The sequence below is a fragment of the Thermotoga sp. Cell2 genome, from assembly GCF_000789375.1.
Taxonomy (GTDB): domain Bacteria; phylum Thermotogota; class Thermotogae; order Thermotogales; family Thermotogaceae; genus Thermotoga; species Thermotoga petrophila.
In genome coordinates this window covers 1344353-1368976 of sequence record NZ_CP003409.1, presented here as the reverse complement: position 1 = coordinate 1368976, position 24624 = coordinate 1344353, and the positions used below count along the sequence as shown (strand labels likewise).

Here is a 24624-nt window from a genome sequence, read left to right as displayed (position 1 = left end):
TTTTGGTTTCTTGTTCCTTTTGATAAATATGCTTCATCCGTCTGTAAAAATTCTGGTAGTATAATTAGTTAAAAAAATAACAAGCACCATCATCCTGGAAAGGGGGAGTTCCATGGGAAAGTTTCTTAAGAAACACTACATAATGGCACCTGGACCAACACCAGTCCCAAACGATATTTTAACAGAAGGAGCGAAGGAAACAATACACCACAGGACACCTCAGTTTGTTTCCATAATGGAAGAGACCCTCGAAAGCGCAAAGTACGTCTTTCAGACAAAAAACAACGTGTACGCCTTTGCTTCCACGGGAACTGGAGCCATGGAAGCAGCGGTGGTAAATCTTGTGAGTCCCGGAGACAAGGTGATCGTGGTTGTGGCTGGAAAGTTCGGTGAAAGATGGAAAGAGCTCTGTCAAGCCTACGGTGCTGATATCGTAGAAATCGCCCTCGAATGGGGAGACGCGGTCACACCTGAACAGATCGAAGAGGCTCTCAACAAAAACCCAGATGCGAAGGTCATTTTCACCACCTACAGTGAGACATCAACGGGTACAGTCATAGACCTCGAAGGAATTGCCAGAGTCACGAAGGAAAAAGACGTTGTTCTTGTAACAGACGCTGTCAGCGCTCTTGGAGCAGAACCACTGAAGATGGATGAATGGGGTGTGGACGTCGTTGTCACAGGTTCACAGAAGGGTTTGATGTTACCTCCAGGACTGGCGCTCATCTCTCTCAACGACAAAGCGTGGGAGCTCGTGGAAAAATCCAGATCTCCAAGGTACTACTTTGATCTGAGGGCCTACAGAAAATCTTATCCCGACAATCCTTACACCCCCGCAGTAAACATGATATACATGTTGAGAAAGGCTCTTCAGATGATAAAAGAAGAAGGCATAGAGAACGTGTGGGAAAGGCACAGAATACTTGGAGACGCGACAAGAGCGGCGATAAAAGCACTTGGACTGGAACTCCTTTCGAAAAGACCTGGGAACGTTGTAACAGCTGTGAAAGTGCCTGAGGGCATCGATGGAAAACAGATTCCCAAGATCATGAGAGACAAGTACGGTGTGAGCATTGCCGGCGGACAGGGGAAACTCAAAGGAAAGATATTCAGGATAGCACACCTTGGTTACATGTCACCCTTCGACACCATAACTGCCATTTCCGCTCTTGAATTCACCTTGAAAGAACTCGGTTATGAGTTCGAACTCGGAGCCGGTGTTAAGGCAGCCGAAGCTGTCTTCGCTAAAGAATTCATTGGGGAGTGATGGAGATGGCGAGATACAGAGTGCACGTGAACGATCCTCTCGATAAAGAGGCAACGCAGCTTCTTATGAGCAAAGATGAACTCGAAGTCACATCGGAACACCTGGAAAAAGACGAATTGATGAAGATCATACCGGAAGTCGATGTTCTTGTCGTCAGAAGCGCCACTAAAGTCACAGCCGACATCATAGAGGCCGGGAAAAATCTGAAGATCATCGCAAGGGCAGGTATCGGGCTGGACAACATAGATGTTCAAAAAGCCAAGGAAAAAGGAATAAAAGTGCTCAACACTCCAGGTGCCAGCGCTCCATCCGTGGCAGAACTTGCGATGGGCTTGATGCTCGCCTGCGCTCGCCACATAGCAAGAGCCACCATATCTCTCAAAGAAGGAAAATGGGAAAAGAAAGCACTCAATGGAAAGGAACTTCTTGGAAAAACACTGGGACTCATTGGATTTGGAAACATCGGACAGGAAGTGGCAAAAAGAGCCCTTGCCTTTGGAATGAAAATCATCGCTTACGATCCCGCAAAACCCGAAACGGATCTACCCATTGAATACGTGGATCTGGACACTCTTTTCAAAGAAAGCGACTTCATTTCTCTGCATGTGCCTCTCACAGAATCAACCAGGCATATCATAAACAGAGAGAGTATCGCGAAGATGAAAGACGGTGTCATCATAGTAAACACAGCTCGTGGGGGAACAATCGATGAAGAAGCCCTGTACGAAGCCCTTGTGAGTGGAAAAGTTTACGCTGCAGGGCTCGACGTCTTCGAAGTGGAACCACCAACTGATGAAATCAGAAAGAAACTTCTGAGTCTGGACAACGTCGTCGCCACACCCCACATAGGTGCCTCTACAGATGAAGCTCAGAATAGAGTTGGAATAGAACTTGTGGAGAAGATTTTCAAAGAACTGGGAATTTGAAGCCGGGGGTTGTCTCCCGGCTTTTTTTCTTCTTTACGGATCTGAACATTATTCTCACGTTCAAAGCAAGGAATTCGTAAGTGAAAAGTAAAACGCAAAAGAGAAGAACGAAAAAATCCCGTACTCTCTCCATGTTTTCCCCCTCCAAGTTAATAGATCCTTTTCTCCGTCTTCAGGTTCAAACCGATTGACATATCCATGCATATTATTTTATAATCCCAGAGGATATATCTATCGATATATCTTTTGACTCTATGGAGGTGTCAGAGATGGAAGACATTATCGTCGTGGAAAATCTGGTGAAAAAGTTCGGAGATTTCGAAGCGGTCAAAGGAGTCAGCTTTTCAGTGAAGAAAGGAGAAGTTTTCGCTTTTCTTGGCCCAAACGGAGCGGGAAAAACCACCACCATTCACATGCTCACCACGCTTCTAAAACCGACGAGTGGAAAGGCATGGGTTGCCGGTCATGACGTGCTGAAAGAACCTCGAGAAGTTAGAAGAAAAATCGGTATAGTCTTTCAGGATCAATCACTGGACAGAGAGCTCACCGCGTATGAAAACATGTACATACACGGAAAAATATACGGCTACGGTGGAGAAAAACTCAAAAAGAGAATCCTTGAACTTCTCGAGTTCGTGGAACTTCTGGAGTTCAAAGACAAACCGGTCAAAACGTTCAGTGGTGGCATGGCAAGAAGACTCGAAATAGCTCGCTCCTTAATACATGAACCGGAGGTTCTCTTTCTTGACGAACCCACCATTGGTCTCGATCCACACACAAGAGCGCATATGTGGGAATACATCTCGAAAATGAAAAAAGAACACAACATGACAATCTTTCTCACCACCCATTACATGGACGAGGCAGAACAGCTTGCTGACAGAGTGGCGATCATAGATCACGGGAAAATCATAGCACTCGGAACTCCAACCGAGTTGAAGCGAATGGTTGGAAAAGAGATTATCTACGTGAGATTCTCTGAAGCCGTTGAATGTCTCGAAGGCGAATTCATAGAGTCGTGTAAAAAACTCCCCGATGGAAGGCTGGAGCTGAACGTGGAAGATTCTGGAAGGGCGATACCGAAGATCTTTGAGCTGGCACAGCAGAAGGGTTTGAAAATAGAAGAAATCACCTACCACAAACCCACGCTCAACGACGTTTTCCTCCATCTCACGGGAAGAGAGCTCAGAGAAGAAGGCCCAGAAAACTCTTTCAAAACCATGGCAAGAATGAGAATGAGGATGAGGAGGTAATAGCATGGCAGCCTTTGTGACGATGATCTACAGGCAGTTCATGAGATTCTTGAGGTCACGCTCGAGAGTCATTGGAATGATAATAAACCCTCTGATATGGATCATCTTCTTCGGACTGGGATGGAGCAAAGTTTTCGATAATCCCTGGGCGAAAATGATGTTTGGTGGAGTGGATTACCTGACTTACCTTGCACCTGGTATCTTCGCCATGACAGTTTTCAACATGAGTTTTATCAGCGGTGTGAGTTTGATCTGGGACAAACAGTTTGGCTTCTTCAAAGAGGTTCTGGTGGCTCCCTCTTCACGAAGACTCAGCATCACAGGTAGAATCGTTGGAGATGCGATCGTTACCGTTTTACAGGGACTTATAATTCTCGTCTTCAACTACTTCCTCGCAGAAAGTCTGAAAATATCCGGACTACTTCCCGCTCTTGCCGTTGGATTTCTCATGTCAGTTACCATTGCAAGCTTTGGTATTGCGCTTGCTTTGAAGATGGAAAGCACTGAGGGATTCCAGATGATCATGATGGCTCTGATGATGCCTCTGGTCTTTCTGAGCGGTGCAATGTATCCCATCGATTCCATGCCAAACTGGATGAAGGCTCTTGCCTACATAAATCCCCTCACCTACGCGGTGGACGCCTCGAGAGGGTACTTAGTGGGAGAAAAAGTGATGAAGTTCTCCTTCGGCCTCGATTGGGGAATTCTCTCGATCTTGATGCTGGTAGGGCTCATCCTCGCAATGGAAAGCTTCGAAAGAGCAAGGATAAGTTGAGATATCAACAGCAAAAACGAAGGCAGGGGGTTTCCCTGCCTTTTTGTTTTTTTATGGAGCTTCATTGAATATGAAATGCTAACAGAAACAACGATTTCGGAAAAGAAGAAGTTTTTTTGTGCTTCTAAGGATGTATTGAAACGATGTACCACGATTGGTATGTCTCCGGCGTCGGAATGTTTCCATACCTCTAAGGAATTATTGAAACCGCTGCGGCTTTCTACCATACACGGCTGCGAAGTAGGTTTCCATACCTCTAAGGAATTATTGAAACGAGAGATAAGAAAGAAGTGGTATCAGAACAGCTCGAGGTTTCCATACCTCTAAGGAATTATTGAAACGACATATCGGTTGTTGAAAAGGAAGGTGAGAAATATTGTTTCCATACCTCTAAGGAATTATTGAAACGCGGTATAGCGTCGGTACTAGACATAACGTATTCCGGTTTCCATACCTCTAAGGAATTATTGAAACCCGTTGAGTTCAAGAGAAATTATACCACAAACACACTCTGAAAGCAAGATGTTTTTTGACCTTCCATATCCTCCCTTTCCATAAACCATTCTAACACACAAGAGAGCACCTTCAAGTACTGTTTGGAAAAATGGAATAATTGCATAGTCAAACAAGAAAAGAACACAAGCAAAAAACAGAAGATAAATTATATCAACCTACGTCGGGGCATTTTGAGGTGTTTTTGGTGAAAATCGATTAGTTCCATGTTTCACAAATAGATGAAAGAAGGTATTCCTCAGTGTGTTAGAAGTTAACTACTAATTTCTCGAATTCAAAGCACTTACACGTCATCGATTACCACAAATTCTCTTCATATTGTCTCTTCATATCATCCATTATTCCCTTTTTAACGCATAGCTTCCGGTACCAGAAAGGCGCATGAAATTTTTCGTTACCGGTAATTGCATACTCTGTATCGTTCTTCCAATGCCAAGTACACACATCACCCACTTTGTGAATGATTGGAACTAACCTGGTTTGTATGCATAAAACAAAGATAGACTTTGCTTTCAAAGTGTTGTCTAACATCATAACCATATGTTCTCGAGTTCAAAGACTTCGAATTTCACTTGGTTCGATTTGACAGTAAGAACGTTGTAAACTTTCTCTGGATGGATCCTAAAGGAAAAAGCTATGGAGTCGTTGAAGAAAATTTCTACAGAGCATGAATCCAAGAAAGCTCGTATTCTATTTGTAGCTTCATCTTCGACTGTCGCCTTTCTAACTTCTCCACCTGAAACACCAGATCTCGTTGTATCCACGATTAATTCGTCTCGACTCTTTGTTATCACCACTTCTTCAGATTCATTTCCCATTCGAAGTTCGATTTCTCCGCCGAATTCACACACAATTTCATAACTGTTATCCCCGACATCCAGCGAAAATGTTCCGGACTTTGCCGTTTCGAAAACCTTCCTCTTTCTGAGAGCCAAGAGTTCATCTACCGGTTTCACCTTCAACTCGTTGTTTTCTACATACAGCTCTCTTGGAAGACTCATAACACCGTTCCATCCTTCTCGTTTTGTCGGGTAAAGCCCTGTTCTCAACCAGCTTTGAAGCCATCCGATAACTACAACTCTGTCTGTTCCAAAGAAGGTTTGAGCAGCGTAGAAGTCCGTTCCGTGATCGAGAAGCCCCCGCTTTTCGACATTCAGTTTTCCTTCCTTTAACTCTCCCATGGAAAACAGAACGCTGTTTGTACTCGTTATCGAGTATATGAGGATATCTTTCTCTCCAATTCTCACAAGATCGGGACACTCTATTTCTTTTGTGGTTCCATCTTCAAAGATCACACCCTCGTACTTCCAGTGAAAAAGGTCATCTGAGGTATAGAGAAGCACTCTTCCAATCTTCTCATCTTTACCAGATCCCAGTACCATTCGCCACTTACCGTTGCTTCTGTTCACCTTCGGGTCTCTGAAGGCGTGCGTCCCTTCCTCTGGGGGTTTAGATATAACCGGGTTTCCATCGTACTTTACGAAATCCAATCCGTTTTCACTCATGGCTACACACTGGGTTTCTTTTTCTCCTTTGTTGTGTGCCGGATCGCGGTAGTAGGTGTACACGAGAAACATTTTCCCATCTTTCTCAACGGCACTTCCAGAGAACACTCCGTGTGTTTCATCGTCGGGATAGAGGGCAACGGGAAGGTGTTTCCAGTGAACGAGATCGTCGCTCACCGCGTGGCCCCAGCAGATGTTTCCCCATTCAGGTTTTCTGGGGTTGTACTGATAGAACATATGGTATTTTCCTTTCCAGAAAATCAAACCGTTCGGGTCGTTCATCCAGCCTGTTATCGGGAAAAAGTGATAATTCGGTTTGAACATATCACTTCCCTCCTATTTCTTCTACCACCTCGTTAACAACTTTCAAGACTTCATCGTGGATCAACCCGTTCGAGAAGATGAAATTCTTCGAGAAAGCGTTCGCTTCTTTTCCGGAGAAGTCCGTGACCATTCCTCCCGCTTCTTTAACGATTATCAGACCGGCTGCTATATCCCAGGGATTTATCCTCCAGGCGACGAAAAAGTCAACCCTTCCTGCACCAACGTAAGCGGCGTTCAGCGCAGCACTTCCAAGGATCCGAATCCTTCTGGTCCTCTTTTCCATCCTCTCGATGAATTTCCCGGTGAAATCCACGTAGCTACCAGTGGAACCAACACACTCTTCGAGGCTGGCGTTCTCAGACACTCTGATTCTCTCACCGTTGAAGAAGGCACCGCTTCCTTCCTCAGCGTAGAGTGTTTCGTTGAGAGCAGGGGCATGGACGACTCCCATCTTGACTTCTCCGTTTTCAACGTAAGCCAGAGAGATGGAAAAGTTCGGAAGGCCGTGAACGAAGTTTATCGTCCCATCTATCGGGTCTATTATCCAGAGTCTGTCTCCTTTTTCGAATATTCCTTCTTCGGCCATGATGTTTTCGTCAGGGAAGAATTTTCTTATCTCATCGACTATCATTCTCTGGGCTTCTCTGTCTATCTCTGTGACTATGTCCTTGAAACCGGTTTTTTTCTCGACGTTATCTACCCTCCCCCAGTGTATCATGAGGAGGTGTCCTACCTTTCTCAAAAGCTTTATAGAAAAGTCCAGTCTGTCCAATTCGATCCCTCCCTTTAAAAAAATTAACGGCTCCCTTGAGGGAGCCTGCTGGTGGGTGCGGCAGGATTCGAACCTGCGACCTCTTCCTCGTGAGGGAAGCGCTCTCCCCCTGAGCTACGCACCCATCCGTTTATGGATTTTACAACAAAATCTTCATCATGTCAAAATACCCTTTATGATCATTTCGGTCGCTTCTTCTTCTGTGAGGCCTTTGGCCATGAGTGTTTCAAGCTGTTTCGCGTTCACCCTTCCTATGGAAGCCTCGTGGGTTAGTTCAGAAGAATCGTTCTTTACAACCAGCACGGGAAGAGCTCTCACATCCACTCCATCTCCCTTTGCGATTTCAAGACACTCCACGTGGCCTCTCGTGTGCGGCGCGTTTCCGTAAACTTCGTTCACCACAGAAACTTTCGCTCTGTCGATTGCAACTGCGTTCGTTTTGGCAAGACCTCTCGCCCCCATTCCGTTCAGCCTCAAGATCTCCTTCACTTCCACATCGTCGTCTTCGATGGCCTTTACTTTCGTGTAGAGTTCTCCAACGGCATCTTTCTCAAGTGAAGCATCCATGAAGACCCTCAGCGTTCCTATTCTTGTTTTCACGAGAGTGAAGGTGTTTCGGTAAACCGCTCCTTCTCCAACTCTTGCTATCGATCTGGTGATCAGATTTATGGAGCCCGTTTCACTGTGCATGTGCTCGTCATGGTACTCCATCCATGCTCCTTCTTCCAGTTCCACATTCATCAAGGCGTCGTGTGTGAAGTCTTCGGTCCACGGAAAAACGCAGTGTGCCACAAAGATCGCTTTCGCGTTTTTCTCGAGCCTTATATTGAACACAACGCGCTGGAGTCCTTTCTTTTCCAGGTACCCCGTACACACGTGGACGGGATACTCCACCACCACACCTTCTTTTATTCTCATGTCCACCTGAACACCGTTCTCTATCCTGTGGGGAGTGAGTTCTACTCCCTCCACACCGTTGAGTCCTATGACCTTGTCACCGCTTATTATGATGGAGGCTATCCTCCTGTCGAGGAACTTCGAAACGTCTCCCCCTGCCTTTTCGTAGGCTTTTGCAAGTGTTTCGAATTCTTTTCTGTAGTCTTTTACGATCATACGATCATCTCCCCTGATGGTTCATTCGGATGATCACATCTGTCACAGCTGTTTTTGTAGAACTGCACGATCTCAGATGGGTTTCCTTCTTTCAAGATGGAGCCGTGACAAATGAGAAAGGCGTAGTCGCTCTCCAGGGCAATTTCTTCTCTGTGAGTGACTAAGATCACAGAGCCACCCGCATTCACGAGTTCCGAGAGAACCTTCTCTATCATCTCAAGGCTCATAATATCTATCCCGGAGTCTGGCTCATCGAGGATAGTGTATCTAGGTTTCATAAGAAGAATACTCGCCAGTTCTACCCTCTTTCTCTCTCCACCGCTCAGCTTTTCATCGACGTTTCTTTCCAAGTAGAGTGCTGAGTTCAGACCAACGAGTTCCAGGACCCTTTCGAGCTCCTCTTTCGATACTTTCCTTCTTCCACCGAGAGTCAAATAGTCTCTGATCTTGATTCCTGTGAATCGAGCGGGTTCCTGCCACATCAAAGTGATCCCTCTTTTGGCTCTCTCTGTTACGGAAAGATCGGTGATGTCCTCGCCGTCGAGGAGTATCTTTCCCCTGGTGGGTCTGTAGCCCTCAAGCCCCATGATCAAATAGGCGAGAGTGCTTTTTCCCGCACCGTTGGTTCCCAGTATGGAGTAAACCCTTTGTTTTTCGAAGCGAGCGTTTATTCCCTTCAGGATAGCCTTTCCCTCTACCTCGTACCACACATCGATGAGCTCCAGCACATTCATCACCTCAAATTGAGTCTAACACGAAATCACCTGTTGAGCACCAAAAGTTCCACGAATTTCCCAGTAGTGTAAACATACGACAGGATCGAGATAACTACAAGAGCAGGAAGATACATTCCAAAGAGAGAAAAAACGAATACAACGAACAACCTAACATCCCTGGAAGCAAAACCGGATAGTTTTCCGACGAGAGCCGGGTGGGTACCAAACACCTTCCCAACACTGTGAAGGTAACTCACCATGAGAGAACCGCTGACGGCAAGAACCGACCAGAAGAGTAAAGAAAGAGAGGGACCATCTTTCAAGTAACCGTAAAGAGACAGCCCAAGAACGGCCAGTATATCCACGAACCTGTCCAACATCGTATCGAAAAAAGCTCCCCAGTTTGAAGACACATTTCTTGCGCGTGCGAGCTCCCCATCCACTCCGTCCAGAACAGAAGAAACCTGAACAAGAATTCCTGCGATCCATGGAACTTTGAGAAGATAAAACGGAAACGCGAGAACACCAACAAGAAAGCTGATGAAAGACATCTGATTGGGTGTTATCTGCCAGTTTTTCTCGAGAATGAGATTTGTGATCCTTGAGGAAAATCTCCTGTTTGTCAGAGAAGAAATCCACCCATCGGTGGATTTTCTCAGCATGCCACTCCCTCCTTTATTTTTTCATCAACTCATAAACCTTTTCATTCAAATCCTCGGGAGAGTCTATTTCTGTCCACAGAGCATTTCCAAAATCGAACACTTTAACGAGCATTCCTGTGTCAACTGCCTTCTGCAGCACATGATACAGAGAAATTTCCTCAGTCCATGAAAAACTCTCCTTGAGGCTGTAAACCTTTTTCGTCATCACAAAAACACCCGTGTCGAAATAGTTGTACTCATCGATTCTCTTTCCGATTTTAACAATCCGATCTTCATTTACTAATACTTTACTCGCCTCTTCAGGGTCTATCAGGTCACTTCTCTTACTCACACCGAGTTTTATATGGAATTCATCCTCACTGAAAGCACTTTTCAGTGCCTCAGGTGGAAAGAGAGAATCACCACACGAGAGGAAAAATTTTTCGCTCTCCACGTAAGGTTCACTCAGGAAGAAAGAATACGCGTTGCCGAGTTCCACCTTTTTGTTCTCAACGACAATCCCCTCGACACCCAGATCATTCAGAACCTTCTCTCCGAGATCTCTATAGCCCTCTGAGACGACAAGAACGAATCTTTCAACACCGTTTTTCATCAGGGAGATCATCGGATATTTTACGAGCTCACAACCGTCGAACCTGTAAAAGACCTTCGGAACATCTCCGGTAACCGATCTGAGTCTTTTTCCAGCTCCGGAAGCCAGCACAACGGCCTCTCTCACAGAACCACCTCCACGAAAAGAAATGAGGGGCTCAAGCCCCTCACAGCCACTTCGGTTTCAATCCCGCCCAGATTCTCATCTTCTCGTAAGCGATGATTCTTGGGATGTTCTTTTCTTCCGCCGGTCCCGGGTTTTTCATGTAGAAGGCGTTCACTGGGTAGACCGTTCCGAACTCCTTCCTGTCGAGTGCGATCTTTCCGAGTCTCACAAGGTCAACAAGGAGACCTCCAAGAGCCGGGCTGTCGTTTATTCTTCCGTTTATCATGAGCTCATCTGTAGCACCGTTGAAACTCATGTACTCGATGTGAATGGCTATGAACTTTTTATCTCCAAGTGGTTCAAGATACCCTGTAGGTTTTATGTAATGCGGTGCATCGTAACCGAGAATGTCCTTCACTATACTGGACTTGGTGAATTCTTTACTCTTGTTCTTTCCATCGTCTGTGAGCGCTAGAAAGTCCATGTTTCCTCCTATGTTGAACTGCGCAACATCTTTGACGTACCTGTTTCTCTGGGCAAGATGGCTGAGAACGTCCGCTGTGAACGGTGTGGCACCGGTAGCACCGTCGTCTCCGAAAACGACGAGGTTGTTCTCTTTCGCGAGCTCAACGAAAGCCGGGTCGTTCGCTATGAAGGTCGGAATAACGTTCACAAAAGCCGCCCCTCCACGCTTGTTCGCGTACAGAGCCGCCGCGTAAGCGTACACCTGAGTTGCAGTGAGTCTCTCTTTGTCGTTGTTTTCGATAGCTTTCAGAAGATCTTCTTTGTTCCCGAAGGGTATGAAAGCCTCCGCGGTACAGGTGTTCACGATCACATCGGGATCGAGTTCTGTCCATTCCTTGACAAGAGTGTCAACCGCTTCCTTCAGAGTCATGCTGTCTTCGAGACCTTCAGCTTCGATGGGGAGGTTCCTCACGCTTCCAAGGTGTACTCCTTTGCGAATCTCAGGATCACTCGTCAGCGAGTCAACATCGTTCCAGTACTGCTTCACCACTTCGCTCAGTTTCTTTCCAATCTTCGCTCTGTCCACGTCGTAGCTTCCCACAATCTTGATGTCTTTAAAGTCGATGGGAAGTTCCCTTGCAAGGGGCACTCCGTAAGGTTCTATTTCCCCTTTCCTGAGCTTTTCAAGTCCAGCAACAAATGTACTGGCAACGTAGCCCTGTCCGAGGATCAGGACCTTGACCATGCGTTTCACCTCCTTAACTTTTATTCGCGGATTTTATCTGGAAGAAAAACATTGTATGGAGGGATTAGATTAAAAGCCAAGTCTATTATATCACGTTTTTACAGTCATATATTTCAAATGCTTTACCAATAGTTTTCTTTTTAGTGAATCAGTTTGTTTACAAAACTTGTGAAGTAGGTAACAACATATATCACTCCCTTGACTTCTCCTGAAAAATAGTGAAAAATATAACGTGAAAAGGTTCACGATTTGAAAGGAACGATGGACATGATTGTGAGAGTATGTATGGGGAGTTCTTGTCATTTGAAGGGATCTTACGAGGTTGTCAGGAGATTTCAAGAGCTTCAAAAGAAATACAACTTCAAGCTGTACGGTTCATTGTGTTTCGGAAACTGCTCTCAGGGAGTCTGCGTTGAAATCGATGGACAACTGTTCAGCAGAGTAACTCCTGAAAATGCTGAGGAAATTCTAAAGAGGGTGCTTCAAAATGGCTGAACTCATATTCTCGAGAGAAACGGATTGCAGATACTGCTACAAGTGCTTGAGAAACTGTCCTGTTAAAGCCATATCTTTCAAATCGGGAAAATCAACAGTTTTAGAAGAAGAATGTGTTTTTTGCGGGTTATGTTTAGATATCTGTCCTCAGAATGCAAGAAGCTATCGGAAAGACGTTGGAAGATTTCTGAGTTTGTCCAGACCGTTTCTTGTTTCCATAGCACCGTCGTTTTTCGCTTACTTTGAAAATCCTCTGAGAGTTATCGGTATTTTGAAAGAGATGGGTGCTGTGGTTGTTCAGGAAACAGCCGTGGGTGCGGAGATCGTTTCCAGAAGGTACGAAGAGGTCTTTGAAAAACACCCTGGTCCCCTCATAACAACTGCCTGTCCCGTGGTTGTTAATCTCGCTGAGAAACATTTTCCTAATGTTTTGAAATATTTTGCACCTGTTGATTCTCCTCTGATGGCGCACGCGAAGTTTTTGAAGACACGATACGGTGACTTCCCAATTGTGTTTGTTGGACCATGCATAGCAAAGAAATCCGAAAGCGACCTCGTTGACGTTGCACTCACCTTCGAAGAACTCGAGGAGATCCTCGAAGAAAGAGAAGGAAAAGAAGCTCTTCCGGACGGTCCGTATCCAGACAGGGCTCGGTTTTATCCGACAACGGACGGTATAGGCTACACCGTTTCTGTCCCATGGGAAAAAAAGCTCGTGGTTGAAGGTATCGAAAACCTGATGAGAGTCTTTTCCAGGATAGATGAATACAAAAGTGTTTTCATAGAGGCTTCCGCATGCTACGGCAGCTGTTTGAACGGACCTGTGATGAAGAAAAAAAGCAACGGAAAAGAAAGGCTTCTTGAATGGCAGAAGAAACTCCCAAAAGAACCGAAGGTGAATCACCTCAAGATCGATACCTTCAGGAGCTACAGAAACAAGTCCAGGAACGTGGAAGTTCCAGAAGAGGAAATAAAAAAGGTTCTCGTGTCCATAGGAAAAGACGATCCGTCCAAAGAGTTGAACTGCGGTGCGTGTGGATACGATTCGTGCCGTGAAAAAGCCAGGGCCGTGGTCCTTGGAAAAGCGGAAAAGGAGATGTGCTTTGTGTACCTGCTTGATCTGGTCAAATCTTCCAGTTACAGAGTCGTTGAAGAATCTCCAAACGCTGTATTCGTTTTGAAAGACGAAAAAGTGATCTACAGAAACAGGGTAGCTGGGGAACTGATCCAGAAGGATCCTGGGATCCTGGAATGTGCGAAGGGCTCTGTGGGAGAAACTCTCAACATCGAAGGGAAGAGATTCTTCTTTGTGAAGGAATTTTCTCTCGAGGATGGAGAAGAAGTCATCATGCTAGTGGATATTACGCAGGAAAAACTGAAAGACGAAGAGCTCGACAAGGTAAAAAAGGAAACACTCAGAAAGGTCGAAGAAATGCTGAACAAACAAATGAGAATCGCTCAAGAAATTGCTGGGATACTCGGTGAATCCATCGCGGAAACCAAGAGCAGTTTCATGGAGCTGAAGAGGTTCATGGAGGGAGAAAATGCTGACCTGTGATGTCTTTTTTGCCTCGAAGAACAAAAAAGGCGAAGAGGTGTGTGGAGACTCGATAAAAGTCAAGAGAGAAAGTGAAAAAATAGTGGTCAGCATTTCCGACGGACTGGGAAGCGGGATAAAAGCGAGTATTCTCTCAACTCTCACATCAACCATAGCCTCCACGATGCTGATAAAAGGTCTTCCTGTAGCAGATGTGTTCAGAACGATCCTCGCGACACTCCCCATTTGCAGAGTAAGAAAAATCAGCTACTCCAATTTGTGCTCCGTGGTGTGCGACTTCAAAAACAATACCTGCACCGTCGTCGAATACGAGTTTCCGGTTGTGATGCTGTTCAAAGGAGAAAGAAGGGTCTTTCCTGAGAAGCTGGAACTCGAGATAGAAGGAAAAAAAGTGTTCGTATGGCAGTTTCAACCTGAAGCTGGAACTCTACTCTTTCTGGCAACGGATGGACTCTCTCAGGCGGGAATGGGAACGGATCTTTTTCCACTGGGTTTCGGTGTGGAAAACATAGAAAAAGAGATGAAGCATCTTCTGAAAAACCACGTTTCTCCCGAAAACATCGTCAGGCACTTTGTAAAGCTCGCAGAAAAACTGGACCAAGAAGTGAGAGGGGATGATACACTCGTTGCTTGCTTGAATTTCCGAGAAAAACGCATTCTGAATCTGTTCGTCGGACCACCTGAGGACAGAAAAAAAGACGAAGAGTACGTGAAGGCGTTTCTCAGCCTTCCTGGGAAAAAGATCGTTTGCGGAGGAACAACAGGTCAGATCTTTGAAAGGGTTACAGGAAAGAAAGTTGAGATCGATCTGTACACCCTCTCGGAAAACTCTCCGCCTGTTGGATACATGGAAGGGATCGATCTCATGACGGAAGGAATCGTCACCCTGACTCAGGTGTTCAGATACCTCGAAGGGCAATCGGACGAACTGGGGTACGGTGCAAAATTCATCGTCAAAAGTCTTCTGGAGGCCGATGAAATCAACTTCTTCGTTGGAAGGGCAATAAACCCGGCTCATCAGAATCCTCTGTTCAGCCACGATATCTCTTTGAAGTTCAGACTGGTCAAGGATATCGCTCAGATCCTTCGAGAAAGGGGAAAAATAGTGAACGTTCAATACTGTTAGGAGGTGTTGGCGTTGGAAAGACACTTCGAAAAGGTCGAAGAAATTTTGAAGAAATACGGTTACAAGAGAGAGAATCTGATAAAGATCCTCCTCGAGATCCAGGAGATCTACAGGTACCTTCCGGAGGATGTGATCAACTACGTGAGCACCGCTATGGGAATTCCTCCCGCAAAGATCTACGGAGTGGCGACTTTTTACGCTCAGTTCTCTCTGAAACCAAAAGGAAAGTACGCGATCATGGTGTGCGATGGGACTGCCTGTCACATGGCAGGATCTCCAGAAGTACTCAAAGCAATCGAAGAAGAAACGGGTCTCACTCCTGGAAACGTCACGGAAGATCTCATGTTCAGTCTCGATCAGGTTGGATGCCTCGGAGCCTGCGCGCTCGCACCGGTCATGGTGATAAACGGTGAGGTCTATGGAAACCTCACGGCCGATAAGGTGAAAGAAATCCTGAGAAAAATAAAAGAGAAAGAGAGGGAGAGCGCCAATGTTTAAGAACGCGAAAGAGTTCGTCCAGTACGCAAACAAACTGAAAACCCTGAGAGAGAAAAAACTGAACGGTGTCTCTATATACGTCTGCGTCGGAACTGGTTGTACTGCGAAAGGTGCTCTCAAAGTTTACAGCGCTTTCGAAGAAGAGCTCAAAAAGAGAAACCTCCTCGGACAGGTCACGCTGGAAAAGATCGATGATGACAAAGTCACGTTGAACAGAACAGGGTGCTGTGGAAGGTGTTCTTCCGGTCCCCTCGTGAAGATCATGCCCTACAGGTTCTTCTATTCAAATGTTGTACCCGAAGATGTCCCGGAGATCGTGGACAGAACCGTCCTCAAGGGTGAGCCCATAGAAAGACTCTTTCTGACGGATCCCCTCACGGGAGAAAAGGTTCCCAGAATAGAGGACACCACGCTTTTCAAAAACCAGGATTTCTACATCATGGAAGCCATAGGTGAGTCCGAGTGTGACAGTATAGAAGACTACATCGCACGGGGTGGATACGAGTCTCTCGTCAAAGCCCTCACTTCAATGACACCGGAAGAAATCATAGAAACGGTGAAGGCATCCGGTCTCAGAGGAAGAGGTGGAGGAGGATTTCCAACAGGTCCCAAATGGGAATTCACCAGAAAAGCGCAGGGTGATATAAAATTCGTCGTCTGCAACGGTGACGAAGGAGATCCCGGAGCGTTCATGAACAGAACCCTCCTCGAGAGAGACCCCCATCTCGTTCTCGAGGGAATGATAATAGCGGGTTACGCGGTTGGTGCGCAGAAAGGCTACGCTTACATAAGGGCTGAGTATCCGTTCGCAGTCAAAATGTTCAAAAAAGCCATAGAAGATGCCAGAAAACTCGGTCTTCTTGGGGAAAACATACTCGGTACTGGATTCTCTTTCGACCTCGAGGTGAAGGAAGGTGCCGGCGCGTTCGTCTGCGGTGAAGAAACAGCACTGCTCGCTTCCATAGAAGGGAAAAGAGGTATGCCCAGACCAAAGCCACCGTTCCCGGCTCAATCCGGTCTCTGGGGTAAACCCACCCTCATAAACAACGTGGAAACATACGCGAACATACCAAGAATACTCAGAGACGGTGTGGAAAACTACAGAAAACGCGGAACGGAAAACTCACCGGGAACCAAGATGTTCTCCGTTGCCGGTCCCCTCAAAGCCACCGGTATCATCGAAGTTGAATTCGGCACCACCTTGAGAGATATCATCTACAACATATGTGGAGGATTCGTTGAAGGAGAAGAGTTCAAAGCGGTTCAGATTGGAGGACCGTCCGGAGCGTGTCTTTCCGAAGATTTCATCGACATGCCCCTCGATTACGACACACTGAAGAAAGCTGATGCGATGGTAGGATCCGGTGGAATAGTCGTGATTACAAAGAAAACGTGTATGGTAGAGGTTGCAAGGTTCTTCCTCGATTTCACCAAGAGGGAATCCTGTGGAAAGTGCGTGCCGTGCAGGGAAGGCACCATGCAGGCGTACAACATATTGGAAAAGTTCACCCACGGAAAAGCTACATACGAGGATCTCAAAGCTCTCGAACACCTCTCAAAAACAATAAAGACCGCTTCTCTCTGTGGGCTCGGAAAGACCGCTCCCAACCCCATTCTCAGTACCCTGAAGCTCTTCAGAGAGGAGTACATTGCACACATCGAAGGAGAATGTCCAAGCGGAATGTGTACGGCGTTCAAGAAATACGTCATCAACCCGGATATCTGTAAAGGCTGTGGACTCTGTGCCAGATCCTGTCCACAGAACGCCATAACCGGAGAAAGAGGAAAACCGTACACGATAAATCAGGAGAAGTGTGTCAAGTGCGGTCTCTGTGCGAGTAAATGTCCGTTCAAAGCCATAGAGCTTGTCTGAGGAGGGAAGAAAAATGAAAATTTACGTTGATGGAAAAGAAGTTATCATAAATGACAACGAGCGTAACCTCCTTGAAGCGCTGAAGAACGTGGGGATAGAGATTCCGAATCTGTGTTATCTTTCGGAGGCTTCTATATATGGAGCCTGTAGAATGTGTCTTGTGGAGATCGACGGTCAGATCACCACTTCCTGTACCCTGAAACCTTACGAAGGTATGAAGGTAAAAACGAACACCCCCGAAATATACGAAATGAGAAGGAACATCCTCGAACTCATCCTTGCAACTCACAACAGAGACTGTACCACCTGCGATAGAAACGGAAGCTGTAAACTTCAGAAGTACGCTGAAGACTTCGGCATAAGAAAGATCAGATTCGAAGCTCTCAAGAAAGAACACGTCAGGGACGAATCCGCTCCGGTAGTGAGAGATACATCCAAGTGTATCCTCTGCGGTGACTGTGTTCGCGTGTGTGAAGAGATCCAGGGAGTCGGTGTTATCGAGTTCGCCAAGCGCGGTTTTGAAAGCGTCGTGACGACCGCTTTTAATACTCCCCTCATAGAGACAGAGTGTGTGCTCTGCGGACAGTGTGTAGCATACTGTCCAACGGGAGCTCTGAGCATCAGAAACGATATAGACAAGTTGATTGAAGCTCTTGAAAGCGACAAGATCGTGATAGGAATGATCGCACCCGCGGTGAGAGCTGCGATTCAGGAAGAGTTTGGAATAGACGAAGACGTCGCAATGGCGGAAAAACTCGTCTCTTTCCTGAAAACGATAGGCTTCGATAGAGTTTTCGATGTGTCGTTCGGAGCAGATCTTGTCGCCTACGAAGAAGCCCACGAGTTCTACGAAAGACTCAAAAAAGGAGAAAGACTTCCACAGTTCACCTCATGCTGTCCTGCGTGGGTGAAGCACGCTGAGCACACCTATCCTCAGTACCTTCAGAATCTCTCGAGCGTGAAATCACCTCAACAGGCACTTGGCACGGTGATAAAGAAGATCTACGCAAGAAAACTCGGTGTTCCTGAAGAAAAGATCTTCCTCGTTTCGTTCATGCCGTGTACCGCTAAAAAGTTCGAAGCAGAAAGAGAAGAACACAAAGGAATCGTTGACATTGTCCTCACAACAAGAGAACTTGCTCAACTCATCAAGATGAGCAGAATAGACATAAACAGAATAGAACCCCAGCCGTTCGACAGACCTTACGGAGTGTCTTCGCAGGCGGGTCTCGGTTTTGGAAAAGCCGGTGGGGTCTTCTCCTGTGTTCTTTCTGTGTTGAACGAGGAAATCGGCATAGAAAAAGTCGACGTGAAATCTCCAGAAGATGGCATCAGGGTAGCGGAAGTTACACTCAAAGATGGTACGTCTTTCAAAGGAGCCGTCATATACGGTCTTGGTAAGGTGAAGAAGTTCCTCGAAGAAAGAAAAGACGTGGAGATTATCGAAGTAATGGCCTGTAACTACGGATGTGTGGGTGGAGGAGGACAGCCTTACCCGAACGATTCCAGAATCAGAGAACACAGGGCAAAAGTGCTAAGAGACACCATGGGAATAAAATCTCTCCTCACACCCGTGGAAAACCTCTTCCTCATGAAACTCTACGAAGAAGATCTGAAAGACGAACACACAAGACATGAGATTCTCCACACCACCTACCGACCGAGGAGAAGATACCCGGAAAAAGATGTGGAAATACTTCCCGTTCCAAACGGTGAAAAGAGAACGGTGAAAGTCTGTCTTGGAACCTCCTGTTACACGAAAGGATCTTACGAAATACTGAAAAAGCTCGTTGATTACGTCAAAGAGAACGATAGGGAAGGAAAAATAGAAGTGCTGGGAACGTTCTGTGTGGAAAACTGCGGGGCTTCTCCGAACGTGATCGTGGATGATAAAATCATAGGTGGTGCCACTTTTGAGAAGGTGCTGGAGGAGCTTTCGAAAAATGGCTGAGATGATACATCTTCCAAGATCTACCTTTGAAAGGTTGAAGATGTACCGAAAAGTTCTGGAAGCGACAAAAAAACCTTACATCTCCTCTGATGAGATCGCAAGATTCCTCGAAATAAACCCGGACCTCGTGAGGAAAGACTTTTCCTATCTCAAATGTCAGGGAAAGCCCAGGGTCGGCTACGATGTGGAAGAACTCAGAAAAGAACTCGACGATCTCTTCGGAGTGAACAACACCACTAACATGATCATCGTTGGAGCAAATGACCTCGCAAGGGCTTTGTTGAGCCTGGACTTTTCGAAAGCCGGTGTGAAAGTCGTAGCCGTGTTCGATACAGAGAAGGAAAACGTGGGAAAGTTCATAGGAGAATTCGCTGTCAGAGAACTGGACGTTCTGGAAAGAGTCATCAGAAGGTTCGATGCGGAGATAGCCGCACTGTGCGTGTCAAAGGACAGAGCGCAGGCTACAGCCAGATTTCTCATCGAAAAGGGAATAAAAGCCGTATGGAACTTCACGGGAGTTCATCTCGACCTTCCAGAAGGTGCCATAGTCGTGGACGAAGACCTAACTCAGTCTCTTCTCACAATAAAACATCTTCTGAAGAAGTGAAAAACGTCTCGAAAAGAAAAAAAGGGGCGTTCAGCCCCTTTTTTCATTATGTTATAATTCCAGTGCTAAGTTAATTTTCAAAAACATTTCAACAAGGAGGTTTCAGACATGAGAAGTATCGCCTCTAAAGTTCTGGTAATCGGCGTGGTGGTTGTTCTGGCGTTTTTTGTGACACAGTACGTTCTTTTGAACACGACCGTTTTCAACTCGATCATGGAAAGGAAAAAGAAGAAGTAAAACATCTGGTTGAATCCGTGTACGGTATTCTGGAGAGAGCCTACGAAATGGAGCAAAAAGGAGAGCTCACAAGAGAACAGGCGCAGGAACTGGCAAAATCACTGATAGGAAAGATCAGGTACGACGACAACAACTACTTCTGGATCAACGACACCCATCCCAGGATGGTGTTTCATCCAATCAAACCAGAATTGAACGGTCAGGATCTGAGCAACTACAAGGACCCGAACGGTGTGTACCTGTTCAACGAAATGGTGAAAGTAGCGAAAGAAAAAGGAGAAGGGTTCGTCTCTTATTCTTGGCCCAAAGCAGGAAGCGACAAACCAGAACCCAAGGTCTCTTACGTGAAACTCTTCGAACCCTGGGGATGGATCGTCGGAACTGGAATATACGTGGATGATGTGAAAGTAGCAGTTGGAAATCTCATATTTGAAGATGTGATAGTAATTCTAGTAATAGGAATCGCAGTGATAATAGCGGTCTTCTTCTATGGAAGAGTGCTTTCGAGAAAGACAAAAGCCGTTTTGGTTGCCCTCGAGAAGATATCGAGTGGAGATCTGTCTGTCTCCGTTGATATAAAATCGAAGGATGAGTTCGGTCTCATAGCACAGAAATTAAACGAAACCGTTGGAAATCTCAGAAAGATGGTTCAGGAGATCGATAAATCTCAAGACGAGGTGGAGAGAGTTTCTGAGGAGCTTTTTGCCCTCTCCCAGCAGCTTCGCAGTGCCCTTGAAGAGATAGCGAGAGCTTCTGAGACGATCAGCAAAGAGGTTCAGAACGCTTCCGCGTCCATAGAGGAAGTCACATCAGGTTCCGAAGAGGTTTCTGCCAACTCTCAGAATATCTCTAAACTCATCCAGGAGATCTCAGAAAACGCGGACAACATAGCAGATTTCGCGAGGAACGGTCAGAGGGTCCTCGAAGAGGCGGTCAAAAAGGTGGAAGACGTCTCAGAGAATTCCAGAGAAACAGCCGATGTCGTTTCGAGTGTGACGGAGAGCGCAAGAAACATCGAGGAGATCGTAAGAACCATCCAGAGTATCGCAGAGCAGACGAACCTCCTAGCACTGAACGCGGCTATAGAGGCAGCAAGAGCAGGAGAAGCGGGAAGAGGATTTGCGGTGGTTGCCGATGAGATCAGAAAACTCGCTGAAGAGAGTCAGAAAGCCACAGAAGAGATCAGCCAGATACTCGAAAACATCAGAGAAGGTGTTGAAAGAACCAACGAGATGTCGAAGAAAAATGTGGAGATCACGAAAGATGCCAGGAGACTGGTCGAAGAATCCTACGAAAGCTTCAACCAGATCGTGACCAGAATAGAAGACCTCGCCGCGAGAATCGAAGGAATCGCTGCGAGCGCACAAGAACTCAGCGCAGCCTCCGAAGAGATGAGCAGTGCGCTCGATGCGGTTGCAAAAACAACCACAACGGTAGCAGACGAAGTGGAAGAAGTGTCCAAAAACATAACAGAACAGGAGAAAGCAGCAAAGAGAATAGCAGACATCGGAACAGAACTGAAGAGACTCTCCGATGAATTGAAAGAAGACGTGGAAAGATTTAAAATTTAACAGAAAATAACAACCTCCACGGTAAGATGAAACTACATTGTGATTTTTGTGACTATATTGACATAAAACAAAAGGTTTGTTATAATTCACATCGGAACATAACAAAAAGTAAATTATTGGGGTTTAGAGAAAAAGAGACCCCCCAGTGTGTATCCGTTAATGGATACTGCTGGGGGGTTAAATATTTACATAAATGTCCGTGTACTTGGCCGAATTTCTTGGTACAATGCTTCTCATTATCTTAGGAGATGGTGTGGTAGCAAACGTAGTATTAAAGAAATCAAAGGGACACAACTCTGGCTGGATTGTGATCACTACAGGTTGGGGTCTAGCTGTTGCTATGTCGGTTTACCTAGTTGGAAGAATCAGCGGTGCTCACATTAATCCTGCTGTAACCATCGGATTAGCGTTCATTGGTCAATTTCCATGGTCAAAAGTTCCTGGTTATATCTTCTCGCAAATTCTTGGTGCTTTCGTTGGTGCAATATTAGTATACCTCACGTATCTCCCTCACTGGAAAGAGACAGATGATTCTGATGCAAAATTAGGCGTTTTCTGTACAGGACCTGCTATCAGAAAATATGGAGCAAACCTTTTGACAGAAATCATTGGAACAATGGTGCTACTCATGGGTGTTCTCGGAATCGGAGCCAACAAACTTGCAGATGGTTTGAATCCACTGTTAGTGGGTTTCCTTGTGTGGAGTATTGGACTTTCACTAGGTGGTCCAACAGGTTATGCAATAAATCCTGCCAGAGACTTTGGACCACGATTGGCACACGCTATCCTTCCTATCCCTGGAAAAAGAGACTCGGATTGGAGTTACTCGTGGGTCCCAATAATAGGTCCTATAATTGGAGGCATTCTTGGTGCCAGCCTTTATAACTGGTTATTCTGATACTAATCTTATCGCAAAAGGAGGGGGTCTTCATGAAATATGTTCTCTCTCTTGATCAAGGTACAACGAGCTCCAGAGCGATCGTTTTCGATGAAAAAGGAAACGTGGTATCGAAAGTCAACAAAGAATTCAGACAGATCTATCCAAAACCGGGGTGGGTAGAGCATGATCCCATGGAAATTTGGGAATCACAGATCGAAGTGGCAAAGAAGGCCATCGAAGAGGCAGGGATAAAACCACAAGACATCGCTGCCATAGGTATCACAAATCAGAGGGAAACCACCATCGTCTGGGACAAAAACACCGGGAAACCTGTCTACAACGCCATAGTCTGGCAGTGCAGAAGAACCGCCCCCATCTGTGATGAGCTGAAGGAAAAAGGATACTCAGAGTTCATTCGAGAAAGAACAGGCCTTGTCATTGATGCGTACTTTTCTGGAACAAAAATCAAGTGGATTCTAGACAACGTCGAAGGTGTGAGAGAAAAGGCAGAGAAAGGAGAAGTACTCTTTGGAACAGTTGACACCTGGCTCATATGGAATCTCACAGGTGGAAGGGTTCACGTCACGGACTATTCGAACGCTTCCAGAACTATGATCTTCAACATCCACAAACTCGACTGGGACGATGAAATACTGGAACTTCTAAACATACCGAGGGCGATGCTTCCACAGGTGATGCCGTCGAGTCACGTGTACGGTTACACAGCAAAGGATATCTTCGGAGTGGAAATACCTATAGCTGGAGACGCAGGGGATCAACAGGCGGCACTGTTTGGGCAAGCCTGCTTCCAGCCAGGCATGTTGAAAAACACTTACGGAACAGGATGTTTCCTCCTCATGAACACCGGAGAGAAAGCATTTGAATCAAAATCCGGTCTTCTCACAACCATCGCGTGGGGAATAAACGGGAAGGTTTACTATGCCCTTGAAGGCAGCATATTTATTACTGGCGCCGCTGTGCAATGGCTAAGGGATGGTCTGAGGATCATCTCAAACGCCGCAGAAACCGAAGAACTCGCCACAAAAGTGCCAGACAACGGAGGGGTGTTCTTCGTTCCCGCGTTCGTCGGACTCGGTGCTCCCTACTGGGACATGTACGCTCGAGGCTTGATCATAGGCATAACCAGAGGTACCACCAGAGAGCATATAGTGAGGGCCGTTCTTGAGTCGATCGCCTATCAGACAAGAGATGTGGTAGAAGTCATGGAAAAAGACAGCGATATAAAGGTGGAAACCCTCCGGGTCGATGGTGGAGCCGTTGTGAACAACTTTCTGATGCAGTTTCAGGCTGATATCCTTGGAATCCCTGTGGAAAGACCTGTTGTGAACGAAACAACAGCCCTTGGAGCTGCTTACCTTGCAGGACTCGCGGTTGGGTACTGGAAAGATCAAGAAGAGATAGCTTCTCTCTGGCAACTCGACAGAAGATTTGAACCCTCTATGAATTCCGAGGAAAGAGAGAGGCTGTATTCAAAATGGAAAGAGGCAGTGTCGAGATCCCTTGGATGGGAAAAACGATGAACTTGTATCCTGTAATTCCAGCTGTCAGGGCAGAAAAGGATATTGAAGAAGCCTTAGAATCACCTTCTGAAGTGATATTTTTGTTAACAGGAACTGTGATGAACATCGAAGAAATAGTCTACAAACTCAAGAACGGAAAAAAAGAAGTTTTCGTTCACGTGGATCTCGTAAAGGGGCTTTCATTAGACAGGTGTTCACTTGAATTTTTAAGAGAAATTGTAGGTGTCGACGGTATAATTTCTACACACATTCATCTTTTGAAAATAGCCAGAAAACTGGGTATGAGAATTATTCAAAGAGTATTCTTGGTAGATTCCGGTGCTTTAGAAAGTGGATTGGCTCAGGCAGAAGACTTAGAGCCAGATTTTCTAGAAATTCTTCCCGGTATAGTTCCAGAGTTCATCAAGGAGATAACGAAACGGTATTCTGGAGACATAATAGCGGGAGGGTTGATAAGGAAAAAGAGCAGGTTTTTGCTGCTTTAGAAGCAGGAGCAAAAGCAATATCAACGAGTTGCAAAGATCTATGGAAGATAATATAATTCTTGAAGGAGA

The 24624-nt window shown here is 45.9% G+C and carries 22 protein-coding genes, 1 tRNA gene, 1 pseudogene and 1 CRISPR repeat array; of the genes and pseudogenes, 15 read left to right on the top strand and 9 right to left on the bottom strand.

The window, feature by feature from the left end:
- The first annotated feature begins 112 nt into the window (after positions 1 to 112).
- Positions 113 to 1267, top strand: coding sequence for a serine-pyruvate aminotransferase (locus CELL2_RS07085; protein WP_038034462.1), 1155 nt, complete (start codon positions 113 to 115; stop codon positions 1265 to 1267).
- 5 nt (positions 1268 to 1272) lie between these two features.
- On the top strand, positions 1273 to 2193 hold the full coding sequence (locus CELL2_RS07080; protein WP_038034463.1) for a hydroxypyruvate reductase: 921 nt from the start codon (positions 1273 to 1275) through the stop codon (positions 2191 to 2193).
- Here the strand turns inward: CELL2_RS07080 and CELL2_RS09280 are convergent.
- On the bottom strand, positions 2174 to 2326 hold the full coding sequence (locus CELL2_RS09280; RefSeq protein WP_128080970.1) for a hypothetical protein: 153 nt from the start codon (positions 2324 to 2326) through the stop codon (positions 2174 to 2176). The two genes, CELL2_RS07080 and CELL2_RS09280, sit on opposite strands and share 20 nt — an antisense overlap.
- A 136-nt stretch (positions 2327 to 2462) precedes the next feature.
- On the opposite strand from CELL2_RS09280, the gene CELL2_RS07075 reads away from it, so the two are divergent.
- Complete coding sequence (locus CELL2_RS07075; RefSeq protein ID WP_038034465.1) at positions 2463 to 3446, top strand: ATP-binding cassette domain-containing protein; 984 nt, start codon at positions 2463 to 2465, stop codon at positions 3444 to 3446.
- 4 nt (positions 3447 to 3450) lie between these two features.
- Positions 3451 to 4221, top strand: a complete 771-nt coding sequence (locus CELL2_RS07070) for an ABC transporter permease (RefSeq protein ID WP_038034467.1) — start codon at positions 3451 to 3453, stop codon at positions 4219 to 4221.
- A gap of 112 nt (positions 4222 to 4333) precedes the next feature.
- Positions 4334 to 4695: direct repeats of the CRISPR family, unit length 30 nt; unit sequence GTTTCCATACCTCTAAGGAATTATTGAAAC.
- Between the two features lie 569 nt (positions 4696 to 5264).
- Here the strand turns inward: CELL2_RS07070 and CELL2_RS07060 are convergent.
- The 8 genes from CELL2_RS07060 to CELL2_RS07025 all read right to left on the bottom strand — a co-directional run bounded on the left by CELL2_RS07060 (position 5265) and on the right by CELL2_RS07025 (position 11733).
- A complete protein-coding gene (locus CELL2_RS07060; protein ID WP_038034493.1) occupies positions 5265 to 6563 on the bottom strand; it encodes a glycoside hydrolase family 32 protein in 1299 nt (432 codons plus the stop codon).
- 1 nt (position 6564) lies between these two features.
- The gene (gene suhB, locus CELL2_RS07055) at positions 6565 to 7335 is read right to left on the bottom strand and encodes a bifunctional fructose-1,6-bisphosphatase/inositol-1-monophosphatase (RefSeq protein WP_039446229.1); all 771 of its coding nucleotides are present in this window, start codon (positions 7333 to 7335) and stop codon (positions 6565 to 6567) included.
- A 49-nt stretch (positions 7336 to 7384) separates the two neighbouring features.
- Positions 7385 to 7459: transfer RNA gene (locus tag CELL2_RS07050), tRNA-Val, on the bottom strand.
- Positions 7460 to 7491: 32 nt separating this feature from the next.
- Positions 7492 to 8448, bottom strand: a complete 957-nt coding sequence (locus CELL2_RS07045; RefSeq protein ID WP_012311055.1) for a SufD family Fe-S cluster assembly protein — start codon at positions 8446 to 8448, stop codon at positions 7492 to 7494.
- The gene (locus CELL2_RS07040; protein ID WP_012311056.1) at positions 8445 to 9176 is read right to left on the bottom strand and encodes an ABC transporter ATP-binding protein; all 732 of its coding nucleotides are present in this window, start codon (positions 9174 to 9176) and stop codon (positions 8445 to 8447) included. Before CELL2_RS07040 ends, CELL2_RS07045 begins: the two co-directional genes overlap by 4 nt.
- A gap of 32 nt (positions 9177 to 9208) precedes the next feature.
- Positions 9209 to 9826 carry a CDP-alcohol phosphatidyltransferase family protein gene (locus CELL2_RS07035; RefSeq protein ID WP_038034495.1) on the bottom strand — a complete coding sequence of 206 codons (618 nt, stop codon included), beginning with the start codon at positions 9824 to 9826 and terminating at the stop codon, positions 9209 to 9211.
- Between the two features lie 13 nt (positions 9827 to 9839).
- Positions 9840 to 10544, bottom strand: coding sequence for a sugar phosphate nucleotidyltransferase (locus CELL2_RS07030; RefSeq protein WP_241208641.1), 705 nt, complete (start codon positions 10542 to 10544; stop codon positions 9840 to 9842).
- Between the two features lie 40 nt (positions 10545 to 10584).
- Positions 10585 to 11733, bottom strand: a complete 1149-nt coding sequence (locus tag CELL2_RS07025; RefSeq protein ID WP_038034497.1) for an inositol-3-phosphate synthase — start codon at positions 11731 to 11733, stop codon at positions 10585 to 10587.
- 267 nt (positions 11734 to 12000) lie between these two features.
- On the opposite strand from CELL2_RS07025, the gene CELL2_RS07020 reads away from it, so the two are divergent.
- From CELL2_RS07020 to CELL2_RS06970, 11 genes and pseudogenes are all read left to right on the top strand, one after another.
- Entirely contained in the window at positions 12001 to 12228 is a 228-nt protein-coding gene (locus CELL2_RS07020) for an NAD(P)H-dependent oxidoreductase subunit E (protein WP_012896473.1), read from the top strand.
- The gene (locus CELL2_RS07015; RefSeq protein WP_011943844.1) at positions 12221 to 13786 is read left to right on the top strand and encodes a [Fe-Fe] hydrogenase large subunit C-terminal domain-containing protein; all 1566 of its coding nucleotides are present in this window, start codon (positions 12221 to 12223) and stop codon (positions 13784 to 13786) included. Before CELL2_RS07020 ends, CELL2_RS07015 begins: the two co-directional genes overlap by 8 nt.
- On the top strand, positions 13773 to 14912 hold the full coding sequence (locus tag CELL2_RS07010) for a SpoIIE family protein phosphatase (RefSeq protein WP_029683704.1): 1140 nt from the start codon (positions 13773 to 13775) through the stop codon (positions 14910 to 14912). Before CELL2_RS07015 ends, CELL2_RS07010 begins: the two co-directional genes overlap by 14 nt.
- Before the next feature lie 12 nt (positions 14913 to 14924).
- Positions 14925 to 15410, top strand: a complete 486-nt coding sequence (gene nuoE / locus CELL2_RS07005; protein WP_011943842.1) for an NADH-quinone oxidoreductase subunit NuoE — start codon at positions 14925 to 14927, stop codon at positions 15408 to 15410.
- On the top strand, positions 15403 to 17283 hold the full coding sequence (locus CELL2_RS07000; RefSeq protein WP_038037342.1) for an NADH-ubiquinone oxidoreductase-F iron-sulfur binding region domain-containing protein: 1881 nt from the start codon (positions 15403 to 15405) through the stop codon (positions 17281 to 17283). Before nuoE ends, CELL2_RS07000 begins: the two co-directional genes overlap by 8 nt.
- 13 nt (positions 17284 to 17296) lie before the next feature.
- Entirely contained in the window at positions 17297 to 19234 is a 1938-nt protein-coding gene (locus tag CELL2_RS06995) for a [Fe-Fe] hydrogenase large subunit C-terminal domain-containing protein (RefSeq protein WP_011943840.1), read from the top strand.
- A complete protein-coding gene (locus tag CELL2_RS06990; RefSeq protein WP_011943839.1) occupies positions 19227 to 19841 on the top strand; it encodes a redox-sensing transcriptional repressor Rex in 615 nt (204 codons plus the stop codon). The genes CELL2_RS06995 and CELL2_RS06990 overlap by 8 nt, the downstream gene beginning before the upstream one ends.
- Before the next feature lie 108 nt (positions 19842 to 19949).
- Positions 19950 to 21649: pseudogene (locus CELL2_RS06985) on the top strand (methyl-accepting chemotaxis protein).
- Positions 21650 to 21842: 193 nt separating this feature from the next.
- A complete protein-coding gene (locus CELL2_RS06980; RefSeq protein WP_038034503.1) occupies positions 21843 to 22547 on the top strand; it encodes an MIP/aquaporin family protein in 705 nt (234 codons plus the stop codon).
- A gap of 32 nt (positions 22548 to 22579) precedes the next feature.
- The gene (gene glpK / locus CELL2_RS06975) at positions 22580 to 24070 is read left to right on the top strand and encodes a glycerol kinase GlpK (RefSeq protein WP_012896469.1); all 1491 of its coding nucleotides are present in this window, start codon (positions 22580 to 22582) and stop codon (positions 24068 to 24070) included.
- Positions 24055 to 24555, top strand: a complete 501-nt coding sequence (locus CELL2_RS06970; RefSeq protein ID WP_241208640.1) for a glycerol-3-phosphate responsive antiterminator — start codon at positions 24055 to 24057, stop codon at positions 24553 to 24555. The genes glpK and CELL2_RS06970 overlap by 16 nt, the downstream gene beginning before the upstream one ends.
- The last annotated feature ends 69 nt before the right edge of the window (positions 24556 to 24624 follow it).

Bases quoted from the DNA above. Each gene is read 5' to 3' on its own strand.
- CELL2_RS07085 (WP_038034462.1), top strand. From the start codon at position 113: ATGGGAAAGTTTCTTAAGAAACACTACATAATGGCACCTGGACCAACA.
- CELL2_RS07080 (WP_038034463.1), top strand. From the start codon at position 1,273: ATGGCGAGATACAGAGTGCACGTGAACGATCCTCTCGATAAAGAGGCA.
- CELL2_RS09280 (WP_128080970.1), bottom strand. From the start codon at position 2,326: ATGGAGAGAGTACGGGATTTTTTCGTTCTTCTCTTTTGCGTTTTACTT.
- CELL2_RS07075 (WP_038034465.1), top strand. From the start codon at position 2,463: ATGGAAGACATTATCGTCGTGGAAAATCTGGTGAAAAAGTTCGGAGAT.
- CELL2_RS07070 (WP_038034467.1), top strand. From the start codon at position 3,451: ATGGCAGCCTTTGTGACGATGATCTACAGGCAGTTCATGAGATTCTTG.
- CELL2_RS07060 (WP_038034493.1), bottom strand. From the start codon at position 6,563: ATGTTCAAACCGAATTATCACTTTTTCCCGATAACAGGCTGGATGAAC.
- CELL2_RS07045 (WP_012311055.1), bottom strand. From the start codon at position 8,448: ATGATCGTAAAAGACTACAGAAAAGAATTCGAAACACTTGCAAAAGCC.
- CELL2_RS07035 (WP_038034495.1), bottom strand. From the start codon at position 9,826: ATGCTGAGAAAATCCACCGATGGGTGGATTTCTTCTCTGACAAACAGG.
- CELL2_RS07025 (WP_038034497.1), bottom strand. From the start codon at position 11,733: ATGGTCAAGGTCCTGATCCTCGGACAGGGCTACGTTGCCAGTACATTT.
- CELL2_RS07020 (WP_012896473.1), top strand. From the start codon at position 12,001: ATGATTGTGAGAGTATGTATGGGGAGTTCTTGTCATTTGAAGGGATCT.
- CELL2_RS07015 (WP_011943844.1), top strand. From the start codon at position 12,221: ATGGCTGAACTCATATTCTCGAGAGAAACGGATTGCAGATACTGCTAC.
- CELL2_RS07010 (WP_029683704.1), top strand. From the start codon at position 13,773: ATGCTGACCTGTGATGTCTTTTTTGCCTCGAAGAACAAAAAAGGCGAA.
- CELL2_RS07000 (WP_038037342.1), top strand. From the start codon at position 15,403: ATGTTTAAGAACGCGAAAGAGTTCGTCCAGTACGCAAACAAACTGAAA.
- CELL2_RS06995 (WP_011943840.1), top strand. From the start codon at position 17,297: ATGAAAATTTACGTTGATGGAAAAGAAGTTATCATAAATGACAACGAG.
- CELL2_RS06990 (WP_011943839.1), top strand. From the start codon at position 19,227: ATGGCTGAGATGATACATCTTCCAAGATCTACCTTTGAAAGGTTGAAG.
- CELL2_RS06980 (WP_038034503.1), top strand. From the start codon at position 21,843: ATGTCCGTGTACTTGGCCGAATTTCTTGGTACAATGCTTCTCATTATC.
- glpK (WP_012896469.1), top strand. From the start codon at position 22,580: ATGAAATATGTTCTCTCTCTTGATCAAGGTACAACGAGCTCCAGAGCG.
- CELL2_RS06970 (WP_241208640.1), top strand. From the start codon at position 24,055: ATGGGAAAAACGATGAACTTGTATCCTGTAATTCCAGCTGTCAGGGCA.